The following is a 23,310-nucleotide window of genomic DNA, read 5'->3' on the forward strand; positions in this document are numbered from 1 at the left end:
TATATAAGGGCTATCCATTTAGCGCCACCAGTGTCAATATGTAGTGATGAAAACTTCATCGTATTTATTAAAAGCTGGTGTAGATTACCCTACAAGTTGGGGCGAATTTGTTGATTGGTTTCATGATGAACAATCCTGCATTAGCTACCTTTACAAACTTCGTTGGCCAAACGGATTCATATGCCCAAGCTGTTCAAGCCATCAATCACCTTATCAGTTAAGTAATGGCAAGTTAAAATGTCATGCTTGCCGTTCTCAGTGTTCAGTAACATCAAGTACACTTTTTGACAAAACAAGAACCCCCATGAAAAGTTGGTTTGCTGCCGTCTGGTTTATTACAAATCAAAAAAATGGTGTCAGCGCTCTTGGAGTTCAAAGGTTATTAGGTCTTGGGAGTTATCAAACCGCTTGGTCATTAATGCACAAGTTAAGACATGCCATGGTTGATCCTGAAAGGGATAAACTGTCCGGCATTGTAGAGGTTGACGAAACACTAATAGGTGGTGTCGTTCCCCAATCATCTATTAAAAATCAACAGGGTAAGCGTAAGGCTGTCGTTTTGGTAGCTGTTGAGCTGCTATCACCCTCTGGATTTGGCCGGGTACGTTTAAGGCAAGTGGAAAGTGCAACCAAAGAACATATCCATCAATTCATTCAAGATGTAATTGAACCTGGTAGTACAATTTGTAGTGATGGCTCTCAAGCATACAAACAAATAGATAAGAAAGGATATAAGCATAACCGAATAGTGCATTTAGGTTCATCTGTACCTGCACATGAAACAATGGCTGGGGTACATCGAGTCTCATCATTATGTAAAAGATGGCTTTTAGGTACATATCAAGGCGCGGTAAAGACTAAGCAACTTGATTATTATTTAGATGAGTTTACATTTCGCTTCAATAGAAGAAAGTCAGATTCTCGGGGATTATTATTCTACAGGTTGCTTGAACAAGCAGTGCGTTCTAAGCCGATAACGTACCAATCAATTAAAAATCGATAACCACAATATATAGTGGTTGGTTGTGCTAAGTGGATAGCCCTTATATATATACAGTTATAATTCATTCTTGTAAAAATGTCAGTTTTGTTCTCGTTATGTAATCGCAAAAATTCTCGGTTTTACCTAAAGGACAATGCTATCCAATTGAATTAGCTTATTTTGTTAAAAAATCGGATCCATATGACGAGCCATATCATTCTCGGTTATCTAAATTCTCGTTTTTCCCTAGACTAAAAGGTGATTGATTTGGGTTGTTTAAGCTGATAAGTTACTAAAATCATTAATAATTAAAGTAGTATGGATGTTGAGTTTTGGTGAGCTTTTCAGGATGTTTATCGGAATTCTCGCTAATACGCTGTTATGTGCCATTAGAGTTTTGATGAAAACTGATTATTCCGATTATCAAAATATATTAGAGGAGATTTTAGAATTACTCCGAACTTACAATGAAGATCATTGGGCTAACTATTTTCGAAAATCGTTAGAGCTACTTTATAAAGGTAAGCCTCAAAAAAGTATTGCACACTCTATTGGTGCATACGGTGGTATGGGTAGCTTCAATGATTCATTATATTTTACGGGGGCTTCAGAAGTCGTCACAAAGCGCGGATTTACGCTAAGCAATAATTTGTATTTAGAGTGTAAATTAAAGCGTAATATTATTAAACGTGCTCTTGAGTTTTAGCTCATAACAAGCTAATAGATAAGGACAAAAAACAGTTGGCTGTTTTCGTTCCTCAACATTTTAGCCAACAATTTTTTGCCCATTATTAGGGCGTTATATGTCTAATGGAGGCATAGAGTGATCGAAAACGTGTTAGTAGGACTAGTAGTTACCCTGCTCGGGACTCTTCTAATCTACGCATTCAGAGCAAGGCAACTATATCTAGTAGTTCCGCGTTTGTTTTCAAATTACCTACTTTCGACGAATGGCAAGCTCGTGGAGCTTCGCGTTTTCAACAAGGGAAGAACTGCTGAAACAGATGTCAGAATTACCTTAGACCCCGAGTTAAAATATGAAATCGTAGCTTCAACGGACAGCACATCCAAAATTGAGGATTCAGCAATAGGCGTGCCCCGAGTTCCACCTGGAGATGATTATTCTGTGCTCCTGTTGGTTGAAGGAGGAACATTTACCAACTCTCGGATATCCGGTGTTTCATCCGCAACGACGAAGGGGCGCGTTCTTGAGAAGCTGGATGAGGTACCTCCAAATGCGGGAAATGCATTGCTTGCAGTTATTTTTGGTCTGGCCTTACTCGCTACTCCAATAGCGGGGATCGAAGGTTTTCAGACATGGAAGGAAAGTAAGGAAAAAAAAGAGTTGGCTGAGCTCTATTCAGCGCTTAACAACAGTTGGTCGGACTTGGAGCGTTACTCAAGTTCTGCATTTGCAAAATTATATAGTGTGGGCGAGTTTCCCTTCCATCAAACTTCGATAACCCGAAGTGGCTCTCGAGTCAAAGTGACATTCACAATCATTAATCGGGCAGCTGCGGAGCTTAAAGTTAGCGTTAGACCAAATTGGCCATTTAAAGATGATGATCCTAAACCTTGGAAATCGTCTAACTATGAAACCGTTAAAGTTGGTGCAGCCTCTCAAAGTACGATTGAGCTTGAATTGTACTGGCCGAACGAAAAGAAAGGGATCGCCGAATTCGAATTCAGTTACTCTGTCGGGGCAGATCAGTATCTAGGAGCTCGCATGAAAGTGGATATAGACATATAACAATGCCATTAAATTCGCTCCCGTTGGTCGCAAGCTCGCGCGTTTTATGGTGGGCGTTAGCTGCTAGGAGGATTACCATGATTCTATACAAGTATGTGTCGCATGATGCAGGTATGAAGATTCTTCAAAATGGATCGGTTGGCTTTACGCAGCCCTGCCATTTTAATGATCCTTTTGAAGTAGAGGCCTCATACCCTTCAACCGAAGGAAGCAACCCAATAGAAGTTATGTTGAACGGCATTCGAAACTGGGCAAAGAAGAGTATTTGGAAGGAAAATACAGGTGTACTTTCCTTGACAAGACAGCCGCTCAATCCTCTCATGTGGGCACATTACGGAAACGAACACAAAGGAATAGTCGTTGGAATTGACTCTTCAATTAGTGAGTTTACATGTGAAGAGACCAACTTTGTTCCTATTCAATATGGCAGTGTCATCTACACCAACATAAAGCCAGATTCTCCATTTCTAAGTAAACCAACGGAGCCTATTGAAGTTGGTGGCACATTTCATTTTCCGAAGGGACAGCTTGAGCGTTTACAGCGCATGTTTCTCTACAAGCCTGCATGTTGGGCATATGAGGAAGAAGTGCGAGTGGCAAAGTGTCTAAAGGGTATCGAAACCAATCGCTCTATTAGAAGTGGTACATTCACCACTATTGATGTCGGTGGTCGACCTTTATACCTGCTGGATTTACCGAAAGGTGCAATAAAAGAAGTATATATTGGAGTGCGTTCTGAGTTTCTAGATGCTGATAAGGCTTTAGATTTAATAAAAAGTATTCGCAACTATCAACCCCAAGTAAATGTGTATGGGTGCAAAATCAGTAATAGCTCTTGGGAGCTGGATAGTTTCGAACTAGAAACAGCAGCTAACAAAGCATTGCAGCGGACAAGCCGCTGAATGCGGCGTTAACTTACTTAATCATGGAGGATTTATGAGCATCAAAAAGTGGATGTGGGAGATAGCGACAATATCGGTTGTCTGTGTATTGCTACTTAACCCAGGGTTAGTGTCTTTAGCTTTGTTTGTTGACGCTGTTGGGCTTGATATATTCTTATTACTTATTGAAGTACAGATAGTGACTGTAAGTGGGTATTATTTTCATACTTGGTTTAAGCCCATATTGATGCCTTTCTATAAGTGTTTACTTAAAGTTGACCCATATTTTTTCATCCCAACGAAGGATTCTGTTGGCAAGTATCCGATGATATTGTGCCATACAGTCCCTTTTTTGATGTTACTAATTATCGGTGTCACTGTCGCTAAACCAGTGATTGATATGGCGTGACGTAAGTTAACAAGCCTCTGAATTAAGATTTTCCAATGCTTTCATGCCATTTGCAGAGCAAATCGCCCGCCAGCACTTGGTTCACTTATTAGAGGGGCATTATGTTTTTTATCGAAAGGATTCGTGCATGAATAAATGGTTGTCTAATAAAAGAATCTTTATGCTAGGTTTCTTTCCTGTTCTAGGATTAATTATTACATTCCTTTTAAATTTTATCGCTGGGCCAGATTATACAACCTCAGTAAATCAAGGTGCTCTTGCTATTTATTTTATGGGGTCTGTCATGTGGTCAGTGTTTGTTTTTTTTACAGGTATATTTATGTACTCAAAATGTAGTTCAATGAATCACATAAAATTTATTCTTGGAGTTTTATCTGTCACTTTTGGTGCCGCCATGCCTTGGATGATCGGTATATCATAGTAATCAAAAACATAACAAAAACATCATGGTGGGAATTTCACTCGCTGAAAAGGCGCTCCTAAAATCCCCATATGTAAAGCGTTAGCTTTTCAGCCGATACCATCAACATAAAAAGGAGTTTATTGATGAAATTTTCATTCCTAATACTTTGTATAATTACTTTTATACCTAAATTTGCATTCGCAGATTATGGGGTACCTTTCATATTTCAAAACTGCTATAAATCGCTAGATTTCGTAACTTTTAAATTTGAGTATGTTAATCATCCTGAACAATTATATGACGAGACTACAAAGGATTTGCCTAACGCTGCTAGGAAAGAACTAGAAGATAAAGGTGTAATATATCCAGGAGTAATAGATACAAGTATTTGCCAATTAGATAATGCCACCATAAAGGTATGGTTAGAAAAAGAAAAGCTACTTTCACTTAGTATTAATGGTGTAACAAAAGTTAATAATATACCTATTAATGGTGGAGCTATTTTCTTTGATAAACTTATTATTGACGGGCATGGTTATCCAAAAGGTGCAGATAAGGGTGGTTTAAGTTTTTGTTTTTTTGGCCCTAACAAAGAGCGCTCTGTCACAAGAGAGTATTTCCATATCTATCAGCAGTATCCAAGTGCAGAGGTAATAGATATGAAGCGCCTTGAAAAAGAAGTAAATGACAGAAATAACTGGGAAAAACCTAGTTATTACCAAAACTGTGATGGTTTTGAACGGTATATTACGGGTGGTTTATAAAAAGCTAACAAGTTGCTTAAATGGACAAAAAACAGTTGGCTTTTGCTCGTTCTTCGCTAATTATAGCCAACAATTTTTCGCCGCTTAGCAAGGCGTTACGCGTATTCGCAGGTATCAGGCTCAAATTAATGAAGCGAACACAATTTGATGTTCACAGGCAGTGCTACGATGAACTAGCCTCTGAACTTAAAACAGTTGAACACGATCTTATACGGGATTTGTTGAGAGCTTGGGATGTGTCTTTTAAACAGATGGATAACTATTTGCTATCGAAACAGGTCACAAAATCTCAAGTTAGTTCCGGGCTGCGGCAGGGCTTAAAAGATTTACCAGAAATACTTGATGATTTACCAGAATCTATTCGAGAGACGGCTCTGGCGAAGTATAAGTTGGTGATGTCGAAATATGAGTAAAGTCAAAATACGCATAACAAGCAAAGCCAGCCGACGCGTACCGCGCAGCTGCTTTGAGCGTTATCAGTAAATGAATGTATGGAGTAAAAATGAAGTTTGATGCTATAAATTTTAAAGATAAGTTCTCGAAATTTACTGAACACTGGTCTCCTCGTATTGTTGCAGAAATGAATGATTACCAATTCAAATTAGTGAAAGTTGAAGGCGAATTTATTTGGCATGATCACCCTGATACTGATGAAGTATTCATCGTTTTGGAAGGTATCCTTAATATAGAGTTCCGTGATGGTCTAGTAACTATAAACTCCGGAGAAATGTTTGTAATCCCTAAAGGTGTAGAACATAAACCTGTTGCTAACAGTGAATGTAAAATAATGATTGTTGAACCTAAAGGTGTTGTTAACACTGGTGATTCAGGTAGTGAACTAACAGCCGAAAATGATGTATGGGTGTAAAGTTACAGCTAACAAGAATTTAAAGTATGACTCGTAACGTTTTGCTCGATACCGCTTTGCTGTACATTTTAGCAAACAATTATTAGTCCTTTAAATAGGCATTGTCATTACAAGGATTTGATGAAAAGTTATGATTATAAAAACAAGAATACTATCTTTAGCTTTTATACTGTCTATGATTTGCTCTTGCTCAACGACTCCACCAATTGTCGTTCATAACGAATACGGTGAGATGTCAGCTGACAACGAACTGTTTCGAAAAGAAGCTAGTGAATGTGCCTTAGAAGCTAGGCAAGGCATTAGGAGTACAACATTAACTGAAAACTCAGAAGAGCCTGAAATAGCTTTTGCGAGTGTTCAACTTTTATCTTTTTTTAGCGCAAACGCTTCATGTATAAAATCAAAAGGTTGGCGTATTAAAGAGTAATGCTAACACATATGAGCCTGGCGTCAGTCAATCGGTGAGCCTAGCTTATTTGACTGCTTTTACAGTCAAATTAAAACCAATCAACAAATTCATCTACTTCGTCTGTCAGTTAGCTGTCAAATCGTCGTGATCTTAGAAATCAAAGCATGCAATATGGTCACTTTGCTAAAAATAGGCGATACATCCTTGATAGGCATTGGCTATAGCAAAGTCGTTGATCCAGCCTTGTGTACTGCCGCACTTTAAACAATTGAGATCTCATACTCACGCCCCAATTTCGGTCCGTGAACGTTTATCATTTGTTTGAAAATGTATAGCGTTTAGCATGCCACAGTGAAAGTTCTGATTTTGGACTTGGTGGCGCAAAAATAAAGCAGATATTGGCGTTACTTACAAAAATGCTATGTTAACTGCGCTTATCGCTGGGGACTTTCGTTCAACTTATTCCACATATTTGGCGTTGTACCAAAGCTTTTCTTGAATTGGCGAGTAAAGTGACTTTGATCTGAAAAAAAACACTCTTGCGCAACTTGCGCAATGGGTATTCCTTGCGACATAAGTGACTTGGCTTTTTCAAGACGTCTTAAGGTTAAGTATCGATAAGGGCTAGTGCCAAACAATGATCTGAAATCTCGAGTGATTTGCCATTTACTGTAGCCTGTAATCGTGGCTAACTGATCCAATGTTATGTCATTATCTAGCGAGTCATCGATATATTCCCTGGCCATCTGAATAGCCTGATAATTGGCTGTCGTATGCTTGTGATGTATTGTGGTTTCTTTTTGTAAGGCCATGGCAAAATCATAGATAAGGTCTTGGTATTCTAACGGCTCTAGAGGCCGTTGGAACTCAGTCAAGAATCTCTGTGCAATATCGACTAAACAGGGTTTGCCTGTCACGCCATTAGGTAAAAATGGCAAATGATGCCCTTGCAAAATATTTTGTACGTCGACAGGATCAATGTTAATGGCTCGATAACCGAAAGGAGCATCTGTTCCCGCTAACCCGTCATGTAATTCATCAGGATGTAAAACAACGACTTCACCGGGTAAAGAATAGCGCAGGCTTCCTCGGTAATTAAAGCACTGTACGCCAGTGGTGGTTAATGCCAGAGTATAAGTATCATGTCGATGCGGAGCAAAAGTAAAGCCAACCAAATTCACCTCAATACGAGGTTTGTCGCCTACAGCAGTGTTGAACCATGTGCTCAATTTTGGGGTCGTCATAGTGTTAACGTACTTTAGTTCCGATGATTGAATATATCATGATGAGGAGGTGGCGATATTATTTTCTAGCAAATATTCAAAAGCGTCTTTAGTTATATCGCTTTCAGTCTCACCAGTATGCTTAAATGACTTTGATTCAATCAACAACACTTGGGCCAATTCATTTGTAGTCACTTTGTGCTCTATCCCTTTCGCTACCATGTACAATTCTCCAGAGCAGAGATGCACTGACTCGGTTCGAGTGTGCACGACGATATTTCCTTTCATTACCCAAAGTAACTCGTCTTCGTTAGCGTGGCAGTGCCAAGGTATCTTATCGCCTATAATTTTGACCAGCATAATCCTAGAATCGTTAATATCTAAAAGTACTTTTGGGGTATAGGTGTCTGAAAACATATCGAAGCAATCTGAGATATTTAATTTTCGATTCATAACGACTTCAATTTGTATTGGTTTAGTGTAGGCCAAGCATAGTTGATAAACCTGGAACTTATAGAACGATATTGCGATTTTACCGGCGTATTTATAGCCTCAATCGCCGCAATATCGTTCTATAAAATGCCCATGGCTTCTCGTAATATTTGATATCACAGTTGATATGTATTTATTAGAGAGTCGTCAAAATGAAATTTAAAGCTTCAAAGCGCATTGCAAAGCTATCCTTCTTACACTTGGTAATCATTTTACTCGCCGGTTGCGGTGTCACTGGGCTGATTAACTTGCAAAGCGGTAATCAATTTGCCAAGCAAGACTGGCATGGGGCAGATAGCAGTTTCACCGTACCATTTGAATGGCATGACGGTCACGTTATCATAAATATAGCCTTAAACGGCCAGCAAGATTTGCGCTTTGCGCTCGACTCAGGGGCCGCAGCGACGGTGTTGTTTGAAACTGAAAAAACCAAAGATCAGCCACTGTCATTTGAGATGCAAATAGATCTGCAAGGTCGGAAAGTTAATGTAGTCAACGATGCGGAGATTGCTATCGGTCAGATAACGTTATCGGAAATGACAATTATTCAGGTCCCCATCGATCAATCTCCTTTATTTGGCTCTTATGATGAAGCTTACTTTGATGGTGCTATTGGGTTTGATATTCTCAATCGATACATGACTCGTATCAATTATGCAGACAAAACGGTTACCTTTATTAAAGATAGTTCGACCGCTTTAACATCAACTGAGTGGGTAAAGTTACCCATGGCTATTCATGGCCGAATCCCTTACATTTCTGGTGCAATACCCAACCAGCAAGGGCAGCCAGCCCATTATGATTTAGTTGTAGATACTGGCGCTCCCGATTATCTCTACATTAATTCGTTACTTGCGACCGACTTTAATTTTCCATCGTCCTACTTTGAAAGTAATACCAAGAATTTTAATGGCGAACATACGGTAAAAACTAGCCGGATTAATTATTTTCAAATAGCAGGCACAAGCTTTGAAAATATCGCAGTGCATGATCTACCTGACTTCGAAGACGACAATGGTATTGGCTTAATTGGTAGTGGTCTGCTGCGAAATTTTGATGTGGTTTTCAATTATGAAAATGGCTACTTAGCTCTGAAAAAGAATATACAGTTTAACCCTCAAACCTTTATTGACCGAAGTGGTTTGCAACTAGAGCCGCATAGAAATGGCGGATTAGTAAAGGGTTTAGGGGAGACCGCTGGCCTAAAGGCACTCAAGATTGCCCTAGGCGATGTGGTTACCAACATCAACGGCAATAAAATCAATGAAATTAACTTTGATGAAATTAGGGGCTTACTCAGTAGCGAAGCAGAGCATGTCGAAATCTGTTGGACGTCTAGCGGTGTTGATATGTGCGGCACCTTGGTTTTGCAGGATCGCTTTTAGGACGAAAAATTGCCACGATTAATCAGACCGGAACTCATTATCAGGAGAACCGGTCCGGTCGCTGTATCGAAGAGTAACCATTTTCATTAGTCTGGCGATAATCATGCAGGTGGTTATATTTGAAGCCCAGATTGTTTATTCATACGGTTTTTTAGTCGATGAGGTCGTCATTTTTGTGAGCATACATTAGCTCAAAATAATTGACGGCTTTACTCAGCGTGTTAAGTCGCAAATTACAGCGACGTTATATCGCAACGTTAGTTGTGCAAATCGGCTATGCACTTTATGGTTGAGCGAATAGAAAATTCTCACTTTGAAAAGGTTTTATTTAAGGAACTATTAATTAATGAACTTTAACCCCATAGCGATGAAGGCTTTGATAACACTGTTATTTACTTTTCTTGCAAATAATGTACACGCTAGCTCTGATGAGCAAAGTACTAATGACTTTTTCTCACTTGCTGAGATTAAAAATGCCCCTAAAAAATCATTACAGCCTATTAATTATGTACAGGCAAGTGATGATGTTTCCTTGGCCTATCGTGCTTATCTGCCAAAACAGCCCCAAGCAATGTTAATCTTTTATCATGGCGCAGGTGCTCATAGCGGCCTTAGCTACAATCACATTGGTACGGGTTTACGTGATAATTTTAATATCGCTGTATATATGCCAGACATACGAGGTCATGGAGGATCTGGCGGAAATAGAGGTGATACTCCACAGGTTGAACAAGTGTGGTTAGACATTAATACAATGGTTAACGTTGCTCGTGATAAATACCCAAATCTTCCTCTATTTGTTGGTGGTCACTCAAGTGGTGCTGGTTTAGCGCTAAATTATTCTAGTTGGGATCAAAGAGCTGAGATCGATGGCTATGTATTTCTAGCGCCATATTTTGGTTATCGTTCAGAAACTAATTACGATGCTGGTGAGAGTAAACGCTTCGAGTTTTCTACAGTAACAACCTCTGACTTTGTCATCAATACGATGAGCGGTGGTTTATTTTTCGGTCATTCAAAAGCAGTAAAATTCAATTTTCCAGATTCTGTGTTAAGAGATAACCCTGAAATTGTCCCGTTTAACACTGTTAATATGTCGAACGCTGTGACCCCTCATTCACCTGACTCTCAATTATCTGATATACACCAATTTGGCTTATGGATAGGAAGGCAAGATGAGGCGTTTGATCCATTAAAAGTCACTATGTTCGCAGAGAAATACAGTGGTAAAGACGCTCGCAAGGAAATAGAAATAGTGGATAAAGAAAATCATTTTTCAATTATGTTGAATGCTGCCAACTTTATTGGTCCATGGTTAAGAAATGCGATTAAGTAGTGGCAATTTTTGCATCATCTGACTCTTAGTAGCTAAGAATTGATTTGTTGGATGAAAAGTCAGCAAACCAACCCAAGACAAACTCTTATTTCAATCAAGCTTTGAGCTCATATAAAGATAAAAAATTGAAATAACACAATTGAAAGATGTTGTATTACAGTGAGATGCTAAGGTCAGCTAACCATCGTCATCAAAAACTCGCCCGTTTTCTGCGGGCGTTAAATCCAAGTTTACAAATTGGCTTATTAATATGAAGATTTTCATTAACTTGCTGAAATATACAATCCTATCGCTGTTATGTGTACTCGCTCTGATATTACTCGCCATCCCAATATCAATTTATGAAATGCCTAACGATTTGCACGCCGTTGATAATACGGAAGATATTGTGCTCGACAATGCAAATTACATTGATGTATTAACCGGTAAAACAATAAGAAATCAACGAATTTACCTTTCCAAAGGCCGGATCGTCTCTATTGGAGAAAGAACCTCTAGCCAAAGTCGAGATGCTCGGGTGATCGATTTGCACGGCGAATACGTCGTGCCCGGCCTGTTTGATATGCACGTTCATCTGCATGACAGAAAATACCTAGCCTTGTACCTCGCATATGGCGTTACCTCTGTGAGGAATATGAGAGGGTTACCCATGCACCTTAGATGGAAAAGTGAGTTAAACAGAGGTGATTGGCTTGGCAGCAATTTGTATACGTCATCCCCCGTTTTAGACGGTGAAAGATATGCCCATGCTCTTCAGCAGGTTGTGATATCACCAGCAAAAGCACGTGAACTGGTTAGAAAATATAAAGATGATGGATATGATTTTATCAAAGCCTATGGCTACTTAGATAAGGAGGTTTTTGAAGCCATCACGGATGAAGCCAGCCGGTTGGATTTCCCCATAGCCAAGCATGGCCCTAACCCGATAGATGGGCTTGGATTGCAATCTAACAGTGGCTTGCAATCTCTGGAGCATGTAGAAGATATTTTTCAAGGCCCGCTTAATTTTTCATTTGATCAAAACAGCATGGCTATTTGGGTGAGCCAATTAAAGGCGATTAATCCGACTGTTACTCCGACGTTGGCGACATTCCATCACTTGACCAAATTAAGCCAAGACAAAGCCGCGTTCGTCGATAGCCTGCCGTTGAACACCTTAAATCCTCTTTATCGCATAATTAATACTGAGTTTGGCGTTAAAAGATGGCTAGGAGCATCACAGGAACAAGCGGACTGGAATAGCAAAGAGGAGCAGTTTCTTTTTGACATCGTTAGGGAGCTGGATAAACAAGAGGTGACATTGTTGTTAGGCTCTGATGGCGGAACCTTATATATGCCACCAGGGTTATCAACCCACCTTGAAATTGAACTGATGGTGAAAGCGGGAATATCGCCAATAAAGGTCTTACGGGCTGCGACTATCAATGCGGCAACCGCATTGGGAGTTGACGATAAATACGGCTCAATAGAGATTGGCAAGGTAGCTGATTTGGTTGTGCTAAAAGAGAACCCTTTAGATGATTTGCAAGCACTCGCTGCACCCATTGCGGTTATTAAGGCCGGGCAATGGATCAACAGCAGTGAATTATCGGCATTAAGAATCTCCGCAGAGAAACCATCAAATCTATACATAAGTATGGGGAGGTTGCTTGAAGACATTATCTCACGAGCAATGCCCTAGCAATATTGGCAGTGATTATTTTAATTTAACAGGTGCGTCAATTAGGACGCTGGTAAACTCGCACCAATTACGTTAGCGTTATATGCTCAAGGATGATTATGCGAATCGTTGACAGCGATCGAAACGAGCACATATTAAGTCATTTCAAAGGACTAAAAACAGCTGACTATTGATCGTACTTCGCTTATTTTAGTCATCAATTTTGTGCTCATTATTAGGGCGTTAAATACAAGGATAGTTTTGTGGAAATAAAACAAGTCAGTTCGATATCGGGTTTAGTTGAGCAATTACATTCGTTACTTGCTGATTGTATCGTGAGTGGTGCCTCTGTCGGTTTCTTAACACCAATCAATGACCAAGAAGTGAAATCATATTGGGAGTCTGTTGAAACAGAACTTGAGTCGGGTACTCGAAAGCTGTTTTTAGCCTATGACAATGATAATGTCATTGGCGCCGTTCAATTATCTCTTTGTGCTAAAGCTAATGGTGCACATAGAGGAGAAGTTGAAAAACTCATGGTTGATACGAGGGCTAGAGGTAAAGGCGTGAGTAAAAAGCTGATGTCGCTAATGGAAAGTGCTGCATCTGAAATGGGCTTGTCACTACTTGTGTTAGATACTCGGTTAGGCGACGTAGCTTCTTCGTTATATCGTTCAATTGGTTACACCGAGGCTGGTCAAATCCCTCAATTTGCTCGTAGCTCTACAGGGGAGTTGGAAGCAACGGTCTACTTCTTCAAGTTATTGTAATTTAACAAAGTGTTCAAGACTGATTCCGCATGCTTGGTGGTTTCAGCTCAAGTTAAGTTTGGTGTTTAAGGTGCTATGGTTTAGTTTAGGTCGTCGCGTTGCTCACCGCTTAACGCAGCGTTACGTGTGTTGCAATTGGAGGCCCCGTGAAAGCAGAAATACAGGCAAAATTTGCGACTTACCCCGCTGAAGCGCAAAGACTGCTTAACGCCATTCGTCATCTGATTCTTGCCATTGCGGAAGAAAACGACTTGGGTGCTGTTGAAGAAACGCTTAAGTGGGGCGAGGCCAGCTATCTTGTAAAAGGCGGCACGACGATTCGAATGGACTGGAAGCCAAAAGATCCTGATTCTATAAAGGTATATTTCCATTGCCAGACTCGATTGATTGAAACCTTCAGGGAGATATATCGAGATGAATTCGCATATGAGGGTAAACGTGCGATTGTGGTTCCTCTAGATGCTGCTATCAAAGAAGGGCCTCTAGGCCATTGTCTCCAAATGGCATTGAAGTACCATAGTTTGAAACATCGACCTTTGCTTGGCGCTTGAGGGACATTGGAAAGGTGACGATTGCACTGAAGGTGCAATTATCCAAGATGCTGAGGTGTTATCTTGTAAAGAAGAAACGCTAGAGGCTGGAACCTTTATGGTTTATTCCATCAAATACAAAGGTAAAATTACGAACTCTAGAGGCTATTATAGTGCTGACACTGTAGATGTTCATTTGTATGCGCCAAAGGCAAAAACATTCATTAAGCTAACTCAGCAGCAAAAAGATTACTTCTATGTTGAAGAGTTACTGAATATTCTGATAAATACACGCTAATAGGCAATTCAAGTGGGGCTGTTGCAGTTTGCTTGGTTCACTTCGTACAGCATGTTAACAAACGATTAGCTGCCCATTATTGGGCGTTATATTACACTCGGAGCCATTGAATGCCTTCCAAAGAAATATCTACGTACTTCAAAGCAACAGAAAATCGGCAAACTAGAGATGATCTTAAGCGAGCGATAGAATTAGTTGGTGACCGTAAGATAGCGATTGATTGTGGCTGTGGTTCAGGAAGCGATATTGCGTTCCTTCGATCTAAGCAGTTTCAAGTGCATGCTTTTGATATAGAATCAGAAGCTATTGAACGCTGTAAAAGGCGGTTTGGTAGTGACAAAAACGTTTGGTTATCACAAAGTACGTTTGATGCTTTCACATACCCTTCAGCTTCACTCATAGTGGCTGACTCAAGTCTGTGTTTTTGTCCTGAAAATAAGTTCGATGAAGTATGGCACAAGATTACTCGCTCATTACTGCCTGGTGGGATATTCGTTGGTTCGTTTGTCGGATGCGAAGATACAATGGCTGGCCCTAATTATAACAAGGAGGCCTATTGGCCGGATGTGCTCGTAGTATCAGAAAGTGAAATTATCAATTTGTTTCGAGGCTATAGAATAGAGTCTTATACTGAACACAAAAGTTTGGGTGTTGGTCCAGATGGAGAGCATCAGTCTTGGCATAGGTATGCCGTTATCGCACAAAAAATCTAACAAATTGCAAAAGTATTGTTCTTCTTAAGGCGTTGGCAGGCTTTATAGTGTGTGCTTTTAAACCCTATAACTTATCAGTGTTTGATTTAACATATTTTAAAAATCAAAGAGTCACTATTTTTCATTGAGTTTAATGCTAACTGCCATCGGTACAGTTTTCACTACACTTAAAATCGATTTTTATCTAGATATTATAGTGTTAAGTTAAGTTATCGGTGTAATGGGGTGTAGCAAAGGTAAAAAGTAAGTGCACTGCTAATAAGAATATTACATAACCTGAACTCGGTATCGTAAACGTCTCTTAAATAGTCTTTTTCCTTGTTAACTGCGTTGAATTAGCTTGCAATAGCCCGGTTATGGATGCAGTTATAACTAGTTCAGGTTACATATTCTAATTGTTTCAAATCCTGACATGTTTTCCAAAATAAGTTAACCGTTAATCAGGATCATCATTAAAGCCCACTCGAATAAACATTTAATCAAGTGCTTGCACATATCCTGAGGAGGCGATTGATAAACATAAAAGCAAACTTTTAAGATCATCTTCAAACATCCCAGCTGTGAAATATACCTACAAGAAAAAACGTGCTTATACCTTCCTCAAGTATGGTTTCACTGTTTCCAATATTCTTGAATATTCTATGGCGAACTGACATGTTCACAGCAAGCAAATAACTGTCTAGCCTCATGCTTGAAGTAATTGATCAAAATAACTTTAAGTTTGATATTCCCAATAGGCTGGTGTGCCATAAACATCAATAAAGTAATCAATCAGTACCCTAACGTTTAACGGTGGGCGACGCGCATTAGGATAAATAGCGGTAATATTCTGTGGTCCAGTTTTAATTGTCGGTTGATAGTCGTTGAGCAGTGACACCAGTGTGCCATTGTTTAAATGGTTGCCTATTAACCAATTAGGGAATAATACCAGCCCGCTATCATTTAACGCTGAGATAAGTAATGACTCGGCATTGTTCGATACCAGTGTCGGCGTTACGGCTTGGTGAAGCCAAGTGGTTGCATTGCTTCTGAATAACCAGCGATTTTGCCCAGAATAACCGCTATACACTAGGCAGTGATGGCGAGTGAGATCGCTAGGTTTTTCGGGAGTGCCGTGCTTGATTAAATATGCCGGAGAGGCGACCAAATGGTAGCGCTGTACTCCAAGTACTCGGGCATGAAGTGTTGAGTCAGCAAGTGAGCCGATTCGAAAGATGACATCTGCGGCGTCAATATGCGGGTTGATGAAATCGTCGGTTTGAATGAGCTCAACTTGCACCTTTGGATATTGAGTTAAAAAGCCTGCCAACCAAGGGGCTATGTGTTTCTGGCCGAAGAAAACGGGTGCATTAATTCTTATTAAACCTTTTGGCTCGGTCGCCCTATCTTGTAGCTCATTGCGAACTTCATTTAATTGCTCAGTCATCGAACGGGCGTAATCGTTAAAAATCCTGCCAGCTTCAGTTGGGATAATTGCGCGGGTATTGCGGTAAAACAGCTGCTGTCCTAGTGACTCTTCAAGCTGCTGAATCACTCTTGATATCATAGACGGCGAGACACCTTCACGGCGTGCAACAATAGAGAAACTCTTACTTTCATAAACTTCGATAAAAAACTTTAACGCTCTGATATTGATTGAGCTTGCATCGTTCATCTGTGCAATTCCTGCAAAGGTGTTTGTTGGATTATCCCATTTTTCGCGTTAAAGCACTAGGTTATGATGCGCCCTTTATGATTAGGGGTTCAGTTATGCAGTTGATGTTGATTTTACTTGTGGTGCTCGGCGGGATGGGATTATCCGTTGAAGCAGGGTTATTAGGTCCGTTAGGTGCTGAAGTGGGTGAGCTATGGGCAACCTTTAGTATATTTGGGGTAGGTGCGGCGTTAACCTTTATTTTGATGCTTTTTTTCAGCCCAAGAAATAGTCCGTCATTTTTTGCCCAGCCTTCTTGGACACTGCTTGGCGGAATATTAGGGCCAATATACGTTGTGATTTTAACCATTACTGCGCCAGCAATCGGTATCGCCATGACTATGATAGGGATTTTAACCGGCCAAGTGTCGAAGAGTCTGATTATTGATCACTTTGGCTTATTTGCCAGTCAACCGCGGCCAATTGATCGAAAACGGCTTATCGCACTGGGATTTATCGTAGCAGCACTTATTTTAATGGCACAGGGTTAAGGGGGGAGTAATGACATTTATTATGATTATGTTGGCGGTCATCGGTGGCGCAACATTGAGTATTCAAGCGGCAATTAATGGACAACTTGGCAGTAAAGTCGGCGTATTTCGTTGTGCCTTTTTAACCTTTTCGTTAGGCGCCTTGGTGACAGGTCTGCTTATTTTTTATTTTGAACCTGCGCATTCGTTAACTTTGCTAGAGGTACCTAAATGGCAGTTGCTGGGCGCGATGTGCGGCGTACCATACATAGTTATCATGGTGTTTGCGGTGCAAAAAATTGGTACTGCGGTAGCAACCGTAGCCGTTATTTTTGGGCAACTGTTAATGAGCATGTTAATCGATAATTTCGGCTGGTTCGGCAATGACGCGATAGTGTTTTCGCCAAGTCGAATAGCGGCGGTTATCTGCTTAGCTATCGCGCTGTACTATATCCATGCCAGTAACCAAGCCAACGTCGAATAAAGCTGGATGACATTGCTGTTTATTGTTATTTGATCGGGTGTTAAAGCGTGTTTAAGTGACGTTGAGAGTCGTTTGGTGATACAAGCGACTCAAGTCGGACTATTAACGCTTTGCGCTTTGGCGGCGTTATAAGTAAAAGAGAGCCAATCACTTATGAATAAATTAGATATATTCAGCAAATTGATCTGTCCATCAGTTAGTGACGTTAAATCGATACTTGGACTTGGACTTGGACATAGAAATTGGTCATTGTTATTGAGCCGTTATAAAAAGTTCAAATGAAAAATTATCTGAACCCATAGAAAAATATCTAATGAAACAAGGGGTAACCGATGTGGTTGACTCAGGCGTTCATGATTTGTTATTCGAAATGCACCAAAGTGAGGAATTAAAAATGTTGTCCCGCGGTGAAAATGTGGTTTAAATGGACAGATATCTTCGAAAGACGGTTGGTTTTAAAAATACAGCCTCTATCAAGAATTAGGCATATAAGACGTTACTGCTACTCACACAAAACCGTTGCTACCTTTTGTACTCCAGCGTATTGGCAAAAATTGCCAATTATTTTGTGTGGCAGAGCAATGTGTTAGGCGTTAGTCGGTCACACAGAGCGATAGTGGCTCCTTAAGTTAATGTCTACATGTGTTCAAGCGCATTTTTAAGTGTATGGGAGAGCTATATGCCATTAGAAAAACAATGGTCCTTTGAAGATAGTGCGATATGGAAGCTAAAGTTAAGGCTTCAATTTAGTGGTTGGTTACAATATATTATCCATGCAATATGGATATTGGTATTGCTACTGATTGCTGGGATTGGCTGGATTATTGGGCATTGGCAAGCTTTGTTGTTTTGGCTGCCGCTTGGTCTGGCGACATTGTTGAGTATCGCGCTGCTTGGCACCATTGTTATGGTTAAATATGGACTCCATCCTACCGAAAAGGTACCTGCCAATAAACACCATCTTGATATATTTGATCTGATGCGATCTCGCAAATCATGCCGTTCATTTCAGTCTCGCAATTTAACGGCGGAACATCATGCTGAATTACTCAAGACGGTTCAGTTTCATAGTCAACCAAGTCAATTACTTGGGCAAAAAACCATTCGGTTTGAATATATCAAAGCCGCATTAACGGTTTGGCCAGTGGTTGGTGCACACGAATTTTTAGTTGCCATTGCCCCACGCGAATATGATCGCTTATCAATAATAGATGTCGGTCGTAGTTTGCAAAAAATTGTTATTCAAGCAACACGTATGGGGATTGCAACTTGTTGGATAGGACCTGGCGCTGATAATAAAAGCATTCTGCAGCACCTCGGTAATAAGATCGACCCAACAAAAGATCATGTTATTTGTGTGTGTGCAATCGGCTATGATTCTATGTATAAGCCATTATTTATTCGTTTGTTTAATAAGTTAATGCATAAACGTTTACCGTTATCGGAACTGTTTTTTGCCGATCCGTCATTCGAGACGCCGCTGGATACTAAATCCAATCCCTATTGTGATTATGGACGTTGCTATGAGGTTTGTCAGTGGTCACCGTCTTCCTACAATGGACAGACCACCCGCTCTGCTGCCGTAACAGAGCAAATTAATGGTGAAGAAAAACTCATTCGCTTTGATTTCTGCACTTCTATCAGTTCACGGTATTACGCCGCTGTTGCTCTTGGCATCTGGTGTGCGAATTGGGAAACCGGTTGTGCGGCTCTGAATAGACGTGGCCATTTTGCAGTGCTTTCATCTAAAGAGAGAGCGTCTGAAGCTGTTCCTGAATTTCCACACTATGACATAAGCTGGATCGTAGATTGATATGAACTAAACCAATTTTATTAAGCTTTGTAAGTATACCTATAGAATTTAAATAGTGAATATTGCTAACAAATGCAGGTAGCCGGATCCTGCCACACTGTGTCGCAGATGCGAGCGTTAATTTGAGGTGAGAAGGAGGGTAGTCGATGTTGAAGAAATTTATTTGTTCGCTAGTTATGATTGCATCGCTGACCGCTTGTAGTGCCACCGGCGCTAAATTTACTCAAACACAAGCGCCCGAGGCAAATAAAGCTAAAGTATATTTCTATCGTCCTTGGGCCATGTTGGATGGCGCAGCAGCTCCGACAATACAGCTAAATGGTATCGACAGTTTCAATATCAGCAACGGAGGCTACCATGTTTTGGATCTTAATCCTGGTAGGGTGATAATTGCAGTTAAAGAAGGAGGGATTATGTCCAATTGGCGTGGCGGTGGATTGCAAATATCTTTTGATGCTCAAGCCAATAAAACGTATTTTGTTCGCTTAACTGCTGAGCTTGCCAATGCAGCTTATGTGGGCGGCGTATCAAGTATTTCTGGTAATTACTCGCTTGGGCTTATTAATCAAGAAACGGCATTACAAGAGTTACTTGAGACTAAGACAAACTAACAAGGCATAGCGTCGCTTTTACGACAGGGCTGTGCTCGCTAATCATTGATCATATTGGCCATTGTAATTGGCACATATGAGTCAATAGGCGAGCTATTTTATAATTAATCTGCTTTGTATTTAGATTTCTTCTATGGTTTTGTCTTTCAACGATTCAGCTGTTTTATCCGTTAACGTTATCAATAAGCTCGTGAGTAAGCTCATGCTGTAACCGAGTACAGCGCCTATAACGAGCGGTGGAATAATGGCTGCGATGTCTGCATTTAGGGCAAACGTAATACAACAGCCAATAAATGTGCCGGGAATAAAAGCAAAGTTTTTATTACTGGCTTGTAAGCACATAAGCGCAGTAACAATTCCCGTTAATGCATAGCTTATTATGGGCGATCCTAAAACACCGCTACCCGCAATAATTAACCATCCCCAGAATACGCCGGAAAGATTGGTCATCATCGCCATTATCATGCCTTTAGCGCCCGATTCAGTTTGAGCGAAGAAAGTACTGCAACCGAGAAACCCGACCCAGGTTACCAGATGAAACACATCAGCAACACCAGCCCAAATAGCCGCTAATAAACCCGCAGAAATTGCAATTTGCCAACGATGGGCCATAGCCGCCTCTTAAAAGATAAACTTAGAACTCTGAATTCTAAATTTAGCACAATAAATGAGGTTGTTGCAGTTTTGTCTTATAAAACTCGATCCAGTTCGCAAATAATCGCAAAGGCTAATAAAACCAAACATTATTGGCTAGGTAAGTGGATGACTTATTTTGTAGCTAGAAAAGCTGATTCATTGCAGTCTCATTATATGATTAAGATTGGGTTGAGCGATCAGTAAAGTGATATAAATAAGATGCTTGTACTCATTGTTGGGGCAAATGCTGCAAATATCTAAGGTTCAACAGGTGTTAATTGTACACATTGGGGTTGTGCTTAGCTTTAGAGATAAGCCTTTGGCATGAAGGATGATTAAAACTGATACTAAGATCCTAATGCATTATGGAGCAGTCTGGATCAGTGCAGTTGATGCTTATGATATTGATGAGAATGCGATTAGACTATTTGAACGTGACTTTACCGCCTATCATTTTAAATGCTGGCGCGCCTCTTATTAAGGTATCACGGGCAAATATCTGGCCGCACTCTGGGCAAGTGCAGGGAACTTTAGTGCTATCTTCAACGATTCGTTCTTTGAAGCATTTGACTAAGGCACCTTTACCTCCCTTACGATATTTAAACAGTTGGGTTTTACATTTAGCGCAGAAGATATCAACGGTACGTGAAGGGCCTTTTTTATTCGGTTTTGCCATCTTTAGGTTACTTCAAAGTCGGTATTCAGCCCATTGTAATGAAAACCGTAGGATTAGGCTAAAGTTGACTCCATGAAATATGGTAAAACCGCTTAAATCGCATATGGGGTAACGCTTTTGGTGGTCGTAATGTAAATAGATCTATGATTGAAAATGAATAACGCTGTGGTTTCAATAGCGATTGGTTTGAAAGTGATTATATAAAGGGAGTACCGAAGTTTACCTCGTATATTCGTTGTGAAGTAGGAACTAAAATTCACGGGTAAACCATAAAGTAGAAGCAACAATATATTAAGGTTCGCAGCTGATTTTTTGATAAACATCGTTGTTAATTCTTGTTAACTCAAATGCTTATTAAGCAAAAATGACGCAGCCAACTCAATTGATGTCTCAATTGATGTCTCAATTGATGTCTCAATTGAGTTGGCTGCGTCAACACCAAATGCTCTTAATTACACCATCATTATCACTCAGCATCGACTCAATAATTATCGCTGATTGATAAGGTTTAATATTATGCCTTAAACTGGTTAGTGAGTTGTTTTAAGTCCCGTGATGTCGACTCTAAATCTTCAGAGTTTTGATTCATTTCACTGAGCAGCGTAAGGTTGTCCTGACCAGATGAGACAATACGATTGATATTGTGGGTTAAGTCTTCTGCCACGGTACTTTGTTGCTCTACTGCTGTTGCGATATGCGTCGCCATATCGGTAATTTGTTCTGTGGACGTTAAGATTCTATTAATGGCTGTTCCCGAACTTTGGGCATTAACAACTGAAGCCTCACTTTTACTCTGACTATCAAGCATGACTTTAACGGCTGACTTAGCACCGGATTGCAGCTTGTTGATACCAGTTTGAATTTCAGCTGTACTTTGTTGGGTACGGCTAGCAAGGGCGCGTACTTCATCGGCCACAACCGCAAAGCCACGGCCTTGTTCCCCAGCTCTCGCGGCTTCAATCGCGGCGTTTAATGCCAGTAAGTTTGTTTGTTCTGCAATACTGCGGATAACATCTAAGATAGATACTATGTCTGTTACGTCCTTATCTAGCGAGTTGACCACAGCGGCGGCTTCCGTCAATTGGTTAGATAAATCATTAATAGAGTCGATAGAATGATTAATAATGTCAGATACTTGTTTAGCATCCATGTTGGCTTGAAGTGCAGAGTCGGCTGATAGTTGCACGCTGGTAGCGATTTCTTTGGCTGAGGCCGACATTTGTGTGATTGCTGCTGCGACTTGATCTGTTTCTAATTGCTGATCGTGTACATGACCACGACTGCTTTCTGCACCTGTGTGTACATTTCTCGCGGCTCGAAATACATCATCAACCGAGACTTGAATTGACTGCACGAGTATTTGAATTTTATCTACAAATAGATTAAATGAACTGGATACCTTGCCAATTTCATCTTCACGACTGACATTGAGCCTGCGGGTTAAATTGCCTTCGCCACTGGCGATATCTTCTAAGGCATTAGCGACATGGGTGAGTGGCCGAGTGATCAACTTACTAAAAAGAATAGACAGTGCGGTGACGAGAAAAATATCCAGCAATAGGCCTTTTAAAATTATTTTAAAGGCGAGTTCTGCGAGCTCGTCTTTAATACTGGTATCGTCGATGTATAACTTGACTGAACCTATCTCAGTAGCGGTCTCATCTTCCACATATTGCAATTTTATGGTTCTAAAATTAGCACTCATTTCCCCCTTGGATTGGGCTATCTGATCACCTTTATCGTTATGATAAGTTAAAAAAGCAACATCATCGGACTGCTGTTCTGAATCAAGTATCCGAGTCATTTGAGACTCGTCGTAATTCCAAACTGCGCTAGGAAGGCTTAACTGTAATCTTGAGGCGACTAAATCTAGTTGCACATCTTGTTTGTGTCGTAATTTTTCACTTTGAGCAAAATAGTCATACACCCCAAAGATCACCACTAAAAAGGTGACTGCGACTAAGGCTGCCATGATTAACTTAAAAGAAATTGATTTGAATAGCGTCATAAAATTACTCATTTTAACTTGAGTTCAATAACGCATCGTAATCTAG

Annotated in this window: 27 protein-coding genes; 21 read left to right on the forward strand and 6 right to left on the reverse strand. The window is 40.3% G+C overall.

The features are described from left to right. The first annotated feature begins 46 nt into the window (after window positions 1–46). The 10 genes from H5114_RS07400 to H5114_RS07445 all read left to right on the forward strand — a co-directional run bounded on the left by H5114_RS07400 (window position 47) and on the right by H5114_RS07445 (window position 6,484). The gene (locus tag H5114_RS07400; RefSeq protein ID WP_182722575.1) at window positions 47–1,003 is read left to right on the forward strand and encodes an IS1595 family transposase; all 957 of its coding nucleotides are present in this window, start codon (window positions 47–49) and stop codon (window positions 1,001–1,003) included. A 328-nt stretch (window positions 1,004–1,331) separates the two neighbouring features. Further along, complete coding sequence (locus H5114_RS07405) at window positions 1,332–1,688, forward strand: DUF6966 domain-containing protein (protein ID WP_182722576.1); 357 nt, start codon at window positions 1,332–1,334, stop codon at window positions 1,686–1,688. A 117-nt stretch (window positions 1,689–1,805) separates the two neighbouring features. Then, complete coding sequence (locus H5114_RS07410; RefSeq protein ID WP_220492489.1) at window positions 1,806–2,732, forward strand: hypothetical protein; 927 nt, start codon at window positions 1,806–1,808, stop codon at window positions 2,730–2,732. Window positions 2,733–2,809: 77 nt separating this feature from the next. Then, window positions 2,810–3,634 carry a DUF2971 domain-containing protein gene (locus H5114_RS07415; protein ID WP_182722578.1) on the forward strand — a complete coding sequence of 275 codons (825 nt, stop codon included), beginning with the start codon at window positions 2,810–2,812 and terminating at the stop codon, window positions 3,632–3,634. Between the two features lie 34 nt (window positions 3,635–3,668). Beyond that, window positions 3,669–4,022, forward strand: coding sequence for a hypothetical protein (locus H5114_RS07420; protein WP_182722579.1), 354 nt, complete (start codon window positions 3,669–3,671; stop codon window positions 4,020–4,022). Between the two features lie 127 nt (window positions 4,023–4,149). Further along, on the forward strand, window positions 4,150–4,443 hold the full coding sequence (locus H5114_RS07425) for a hypothetical protein (RefSeq protein WP_182722580.1): 294 nt from the start codon (window positions 4,150–4,152) through the stop codon (window positions 4,441–4,443). A 125-nt stretch (window positions 4,444–4,568) separates the two neighbouring features. Next, entirely contained in the window at window positions 4,569–5,189 is a 621-nt protein-coding gene (locus H5114_RS07430; RefSeq protein WP_182698635.1) for a hypothetical protein, read from the forward strand. Between the two features lie 20 nt (window positions 5,190–5,209). Then, on the forward strand, window positions 5,210–5,602 hold the full coding sequence (locus tag H5114_RS07435) for a hypothetical protein (protein WP_182722581.1): 393 nt from the start codon (window positions 5,210–5,212) through the stop codon (window positions 5,600–5,602). A gap of 89 nt (window positions 5,603–5,691) precedes the next feature. Next, the gene (locus H5114_RS07440; protein ID WP_182722582.1) at window positions 5,692–6,057 is read left to right on the forward strand and encodes a cupin domain-containing protein; all 366 of its coding nucleotides are present in this window, start codon (window positions 5,692–5,694) and stop codon (window positions 6,055–6,057) included. Between the two features lie 130 nt (window positions 6,058–6,187). Further along, entirely contained in the window at window positions 6,188–6,484 is a 297-nt protein-coding gene (locus H5114_RS07445) for a hypothetical protein (RefSeq protein ID WP_124015373.1), read from the forward strand. A 416-nt stretch (window positions 6,485–6,900) separates the two neighbouring features. On the opposite strand, the gene H5114_RS07450 is transcribed toward H5114_RS07445, so the two are convergent. Further along, window positions 6,901–7,710, reverse strand: a complete 810-nt coding sequence (locus H5114_RS07450) for an AraC family transcriptional regulator (protein WP_124015374.1) — start codon at window positions 7,708–7,710, stop codon at window positions 6,901–6,903. A 36-nt stretch (window positions 7,711–7,746) separates the two neighbouring features. Further along, on the reverse strand, window positions 7,747–8,142 hold the full coding sequence (locus tag H5114_RS07455; RefSeq protein WP_182722583.1) for a cupin domain-containing protein: 396 nt from the start codon (window positions 8,140–8,142) through the stop codon (window positions 7,747–7,749). 191 nt (window positions 8,143–8,333) lie between these two features. On the opposite strand from H5114_RS07455, the gene H5114_RS07460 reads away from it, so the two are divergent. The 7 genes from H5114_RS07460 to H5114_RS07490 all read left to right on the forward strand — a co-directional run bounded on the left by H5114_RS07460 (window position 8,334) and on the right by H5114_RS07490 (window position 14,873). Then, window positions 8,334–9,566: a hypothetical protein gene (locus H5114_RS07460; RefSeq protein WP_182722584.1), complete on the forward strand. Its 1,233-nt coding sequence runs from the start codon at window positions 8,334–8,336 to the stop codon at window positions 9,564–9,566. Between the two features lie 346 nt (window positions 9,567–9,912). After that, window positions 9,913–10,902 (forward strand): alpha/beta hydrolase, encoded by a 990-nt coding sequence (locus tag H5114_RS07465; RefSeq protein WP_259395258.1) that lies wholly within the window; start codon window positions 9,913–9,915, stop codon window positions 10,900–10,902. Between the two features lie 250 nt (window positions 10,903–11,152). After that, entirely contained in the window at window positions 11,153–12,583 is a 1,431-nt protein-coding gene (locus tag H5114_RS07470; protein WP_182722585.1) for an amidohydrolase family protein, read from the forward strand. A 242-nt stretch (window positions 12,584–12,825) separates the two neighbouring features. Further along, window positions 12,826–13,332 (forward strand): GNAT family N-acetyltransferase, encoded by a 507-nt coding sequence (locus tag H5114_RS07475; protein WP_182722586.1) that lies wholly within the window; start codon window positions 12,826–12,828, stop codon window positions 13,330–13,332. Between the two features lie 146 nt (window positions 13,333–13,478). Continuing rightward, window positions 13,479–13,883 carry a DUF1801 domain-containing protein gene (locus tag H5114_RS07480; protein ID WP_182722587.1) on the forward strand — a complete coding sequence of 135 codons (405 nt, stop codon included), beginning with the start codon at window positions 13,479–13,481 and terminating at the stop codon, window positions 13,881–13,883. Next, a complete protein-coding gene (locus H5114_RS07485; RefSeq protein ID WP_220492490.1) occupies window positions 13,873–14,160 on the forward strand; it encodes a hypothetical protein in 288 nt (95 codons plus the stop codon). Before H5114_RS07480 ends, H5114_RS07485 begins: the two co-directional genes overlap by 11 nt. Before the next feature lie 110 nt (window positions 14,161–14,270). Beyond that, window positions 14,271–14,873, forward strand: a complete 603-nt coding sequence (locus H5114_RS07490) for a class I SAM-dependent methyltransferase (protein WP_124015381.1) — start codon at window positions 14,271–14,273, stop codon at window positions 14,871–14,873. A 715-nt stretch (window positions 14,874–15,588) separates the two neighbouring features. On the opposite strand, the gene H5114_RS07495 is transcribed toward H5114_RS07490, so the two are convergent. Then, window positions 15,589–16,527 carry a LysR family transcriptional regulator gene (locus H5114_RS07495; protein WP_124015383.1) on the reverse strand — a complete coding sequence of 313 codons (939 nt, stop codon included), beginning with the start codon at window positions 16,525–16,527 and terminating at the stop codon, window positions 15,589–15,591. 95 nt (window positions 16,528–16,622) lie between these two features. Here H5114_RS07495 and H5114_RS07500 point away from each other — a divergent pair, with 95 nt between their 5' ends. The 4 genes from H5114_RS07500 (at window position 16,623) to H5114_RS07515 (ending at window position 19,944) form a co-directional block, all read left to right on the forward strand. Beyond that, window positions 16,623–17,057, forward strand: coding sequence for a DMT family transporter (locus H5114_RS07500; RefSeq protein ID WP_124015384.1), 435 nt, complete (start codon window positions 16,623–16,625; stop codon window positions 17,055–17,057). A 10-nt stretch (window positions 17,058–17,067) separates the two neighbouring features. Beyond that, a complete protein-coding gene (locus H5114_RS07505; RefSeq protein ID WP_124015385.1) occupies window positions 17,068–17,520 on the forward strand; it encodes a DMT family transporter in 453 nt (150 codons plus the stop codon). A 679-nt stretch (window positions 17,521–18,199) separates the two neighbouring features. Then, complete coding sequence (locus tag H5114_RS07510; protein ID WP_182722588.1) at window positions 18,200–19,333, forward strand: nitroreductase family protein; 1,134 nt, start codon at window positions 18,200–18,202, stop codon at window positions 19,331–19,333. A gap of 146 nt (window positions 19,334–19,479) precedes the next feature. Continuing rightward, entirely contained in the window at window positions 19,480–19,944 is a 465-nt protein-coding gene (locus H5114_RS07515; protein WP_182722589.1) for a DUF2846 domain-containing protein, read from the forward strand. A gap of 120 nt (window positions 19,945–20,064) precedes the next feature. On the opposite strand, the gene H5114_RS07520 is transcribed toward H5114_RS07515, so the two are convergent. The 3 genes from H5114_RS07520 to H5114_RS07530 all read right to left on the reverse strand — a co-directional run bounded on the left by H5114_RS07520 (window position 20,065) and on the right by H5114_RS07530 (window position 23,264). After that, on the reverse strand, window positions 20,065–20,556 hold the full coding sequence (locus H5114_RS07520; RefSeq protein ID WP_182722590.1) for a DUF1097 domain-containing protein: 492 nt from the start codon (window positions 20,554–20,556) through the stop codon (window positions 20,065–20,067). A 448-nt stretch (window positions 20,557–21,004) separates the two neighbouring features. Then, window positions 21,005–21,256, reverse strand: coding sequence for a hypothetical protein (locus H5114_RS07525; protein ID WP_124015389.1), 252 nt, complete (start codon window positions 21,254–21,256; stop codon window positions 21,005–21,007). Between the two features lie 514 nt (window positions 21,257–21,770). Continuing rightward, window positions 21,771–23,264 (reverse strand): methyl-accepting chemotaxis protein, encoded by a 1,494-nt coding sequence (locus H5114_RS07530; protein WP_182722591.1) that lies wholly within the window; start codon window positions 23,262–23,264, stop codon window positions 21,771–21,773. Between the last annotated feature and the right edge of the window lie 46 nt (window positions 23,265–23,310).

Source organism: Shewanella sp. SR43-8 (assembly GCF_014163775.1).
Classification (GTDB): domain Bacteria; phylum Pseudomonadota; class Gammaproteobacteria; order Enterobacterales; family Shewanellaceae; genus Shewanella; species Shewanella vesiculosa.

Excerpts from the sequence above, each read along its gene's own strand:
- H5114_RS07400 (WP_182722575.1), top strand. The coding sequence starts at position 47 with ATGAAAACTTCATCGTATTTATTAAAAGCTGGTGTAGATTACCCTACA.
- H5114_RS07405 (WP_182722576.1), top strand. The coding sequence starts at position 1,332 with ATGTTTATCGGAATTCTCGCTAATACGCTGTTATGTGCCATTAGAGTT.
- H5114_RS07415 (WP_182722578.1), top strand. The coding sequence starts at position 2,810 with ATGATTCTATACAAGTATGTGTCGCATGATGCAGGTATGAAGATTCTT.
- H5114_RS07420 (WP_182722579.1), top strand. The coding sequence starts at position 3,669 with ATGAGCATCAAAAAGTGGATGTGGGAGATAGCGACAATATCGGTTGTC.
- H5114_RS07425 (WP_182722580.1), top strand. The coding sequence starts at position 4,150 with ATGAATAAATGGTTGTCTAATAAAAGAATCTTTATGCTAGGTTTCTTT.
- H5114_RS07430 (WP_182698635.1), top strand. The coding sequence starts at position 4,569 with ATGAAATTTTCATTCCTAATACTTTGTATAATTACTTTTATACCTAAA.
- H5114_RS07435 (WP_182722581.1), top strand. The coding sequence starts at position 5,210 with ATGGACAAAAAACAGTTGGCTTTTGCTCGTTCTTCGCTAATTATAGCC.
- H5114_RS07440 (WP_182722582.1), top strand. The coding sequence starts at position 5,692 with ATGAAGTTTGATGCTATAAATTTTAAAGATAAGTTCTCGAAATTTACT.
- H5114_RS07445 (WP_124015373.1), top strand. The coding sequence starts at position 6,188 with ATGATTATAAAAACAAGAATACTATCTTTAGCTTTTATACTGTCTATG.
- H5114_RS07450 (WP_124015374.1), bottom strand. The coding sequence starts at position 7,710 with ATGACGACCCCAAAATTGAGCACATGGTTCAACACTGCTGTAGGCGAC.
- H5114_RS07455 (WP_182722583.1), bottom strand. The coding sequence starts at position 8,142 with ATGAATCGAAAATTAAATATCTCAGATTGCTTCGATATGTTTTCAGAC.
- H5114_RS07460 (WP_182722584.1), top strand. The coding sequence starts at position 8,334 with ATGAAATTTAAAGCTTCAAAGCGCATTGCAAAGCTATCCTTCTTACAC.
- H5114_RS07465 (WP_259395258.1), top strand. The coding sequence starts at position 9,913 with ATGAACTTTAACCCCATAGCGATGAAGGCTTTGATAACACTGTTATTT.
- H5114_RS07470 (WP_182722585.1), top strand. The coding sequence starts at position 11,153 with ATGAAGATTTTCATTAACTTGCTGAAATATACAATCCTATCGCTGTTA.
- H5114_RS07490 (WP_124015381.1), top strand. The coding sequence starts at position 14,271 with ATGCCTTCCAAAGAAATATCTACGTACTTCAAAGCAACAGAAAATCGG.
- H5114_RS07495 (WP_124015383.1), bottom strand. The coding sequence starts at position 16,527 with ATGAACGATGCAAGCTCAATCAATATCAGAGCGTTAAAGTTTTTTATC.
- H5114_RS07500 (WP_124015384.1), top strand. The coding sequence starts at position 16,623 with ATGCAGTTGATGTTGATTTTACTTGTGGTGCTCGGCGGGATGGGATTA.
- H5114_RS07505 (WP_124015385.1), top strand. The coding sequence starts at position 17,068 with ATGACATTTATTATGATTATGTTGGCGGTCATCGGTGGCGCAACATTG.
- H5114_RS07510 (WP_182722588.1), top strand. The coding sequence starts at position 18,200 with ATGCCATTAGAAAAACAATGGTCCTTTGAAGATAGTGCGATATGGAAG.
- H5114_RS07515 (WP_182722589.1), top strand. The coding sequence starts at position 19,480 with ATGTTGAAGAAATTTATTTGTTCGCTAGTTATGATTGCATCGCTGACC.
- H5114_RS07520 (WP_182722590.1), bottom strand. The coding sequence starts at position 20,556 with ATGGCCCATCGTTGGCAAATTGCAATTTCTGCGGGTTTATTAGCGGCT.
- H5114_RS07525 (WP_124015389.1), bottom strand. The coding sequence starts at position 21,256 with ATGGCAAAACCGAATAAAAAAGGCCCTTCACGTACCGTTGATATCTTC.
- H5114_RS07530 (WP_182722591.1), bottom strand. The coding sequence starts at position 23,264 with ATGACGCTATTCAAATCAATTTCTTTTAAGTTAATCATGGCAGCCTTA.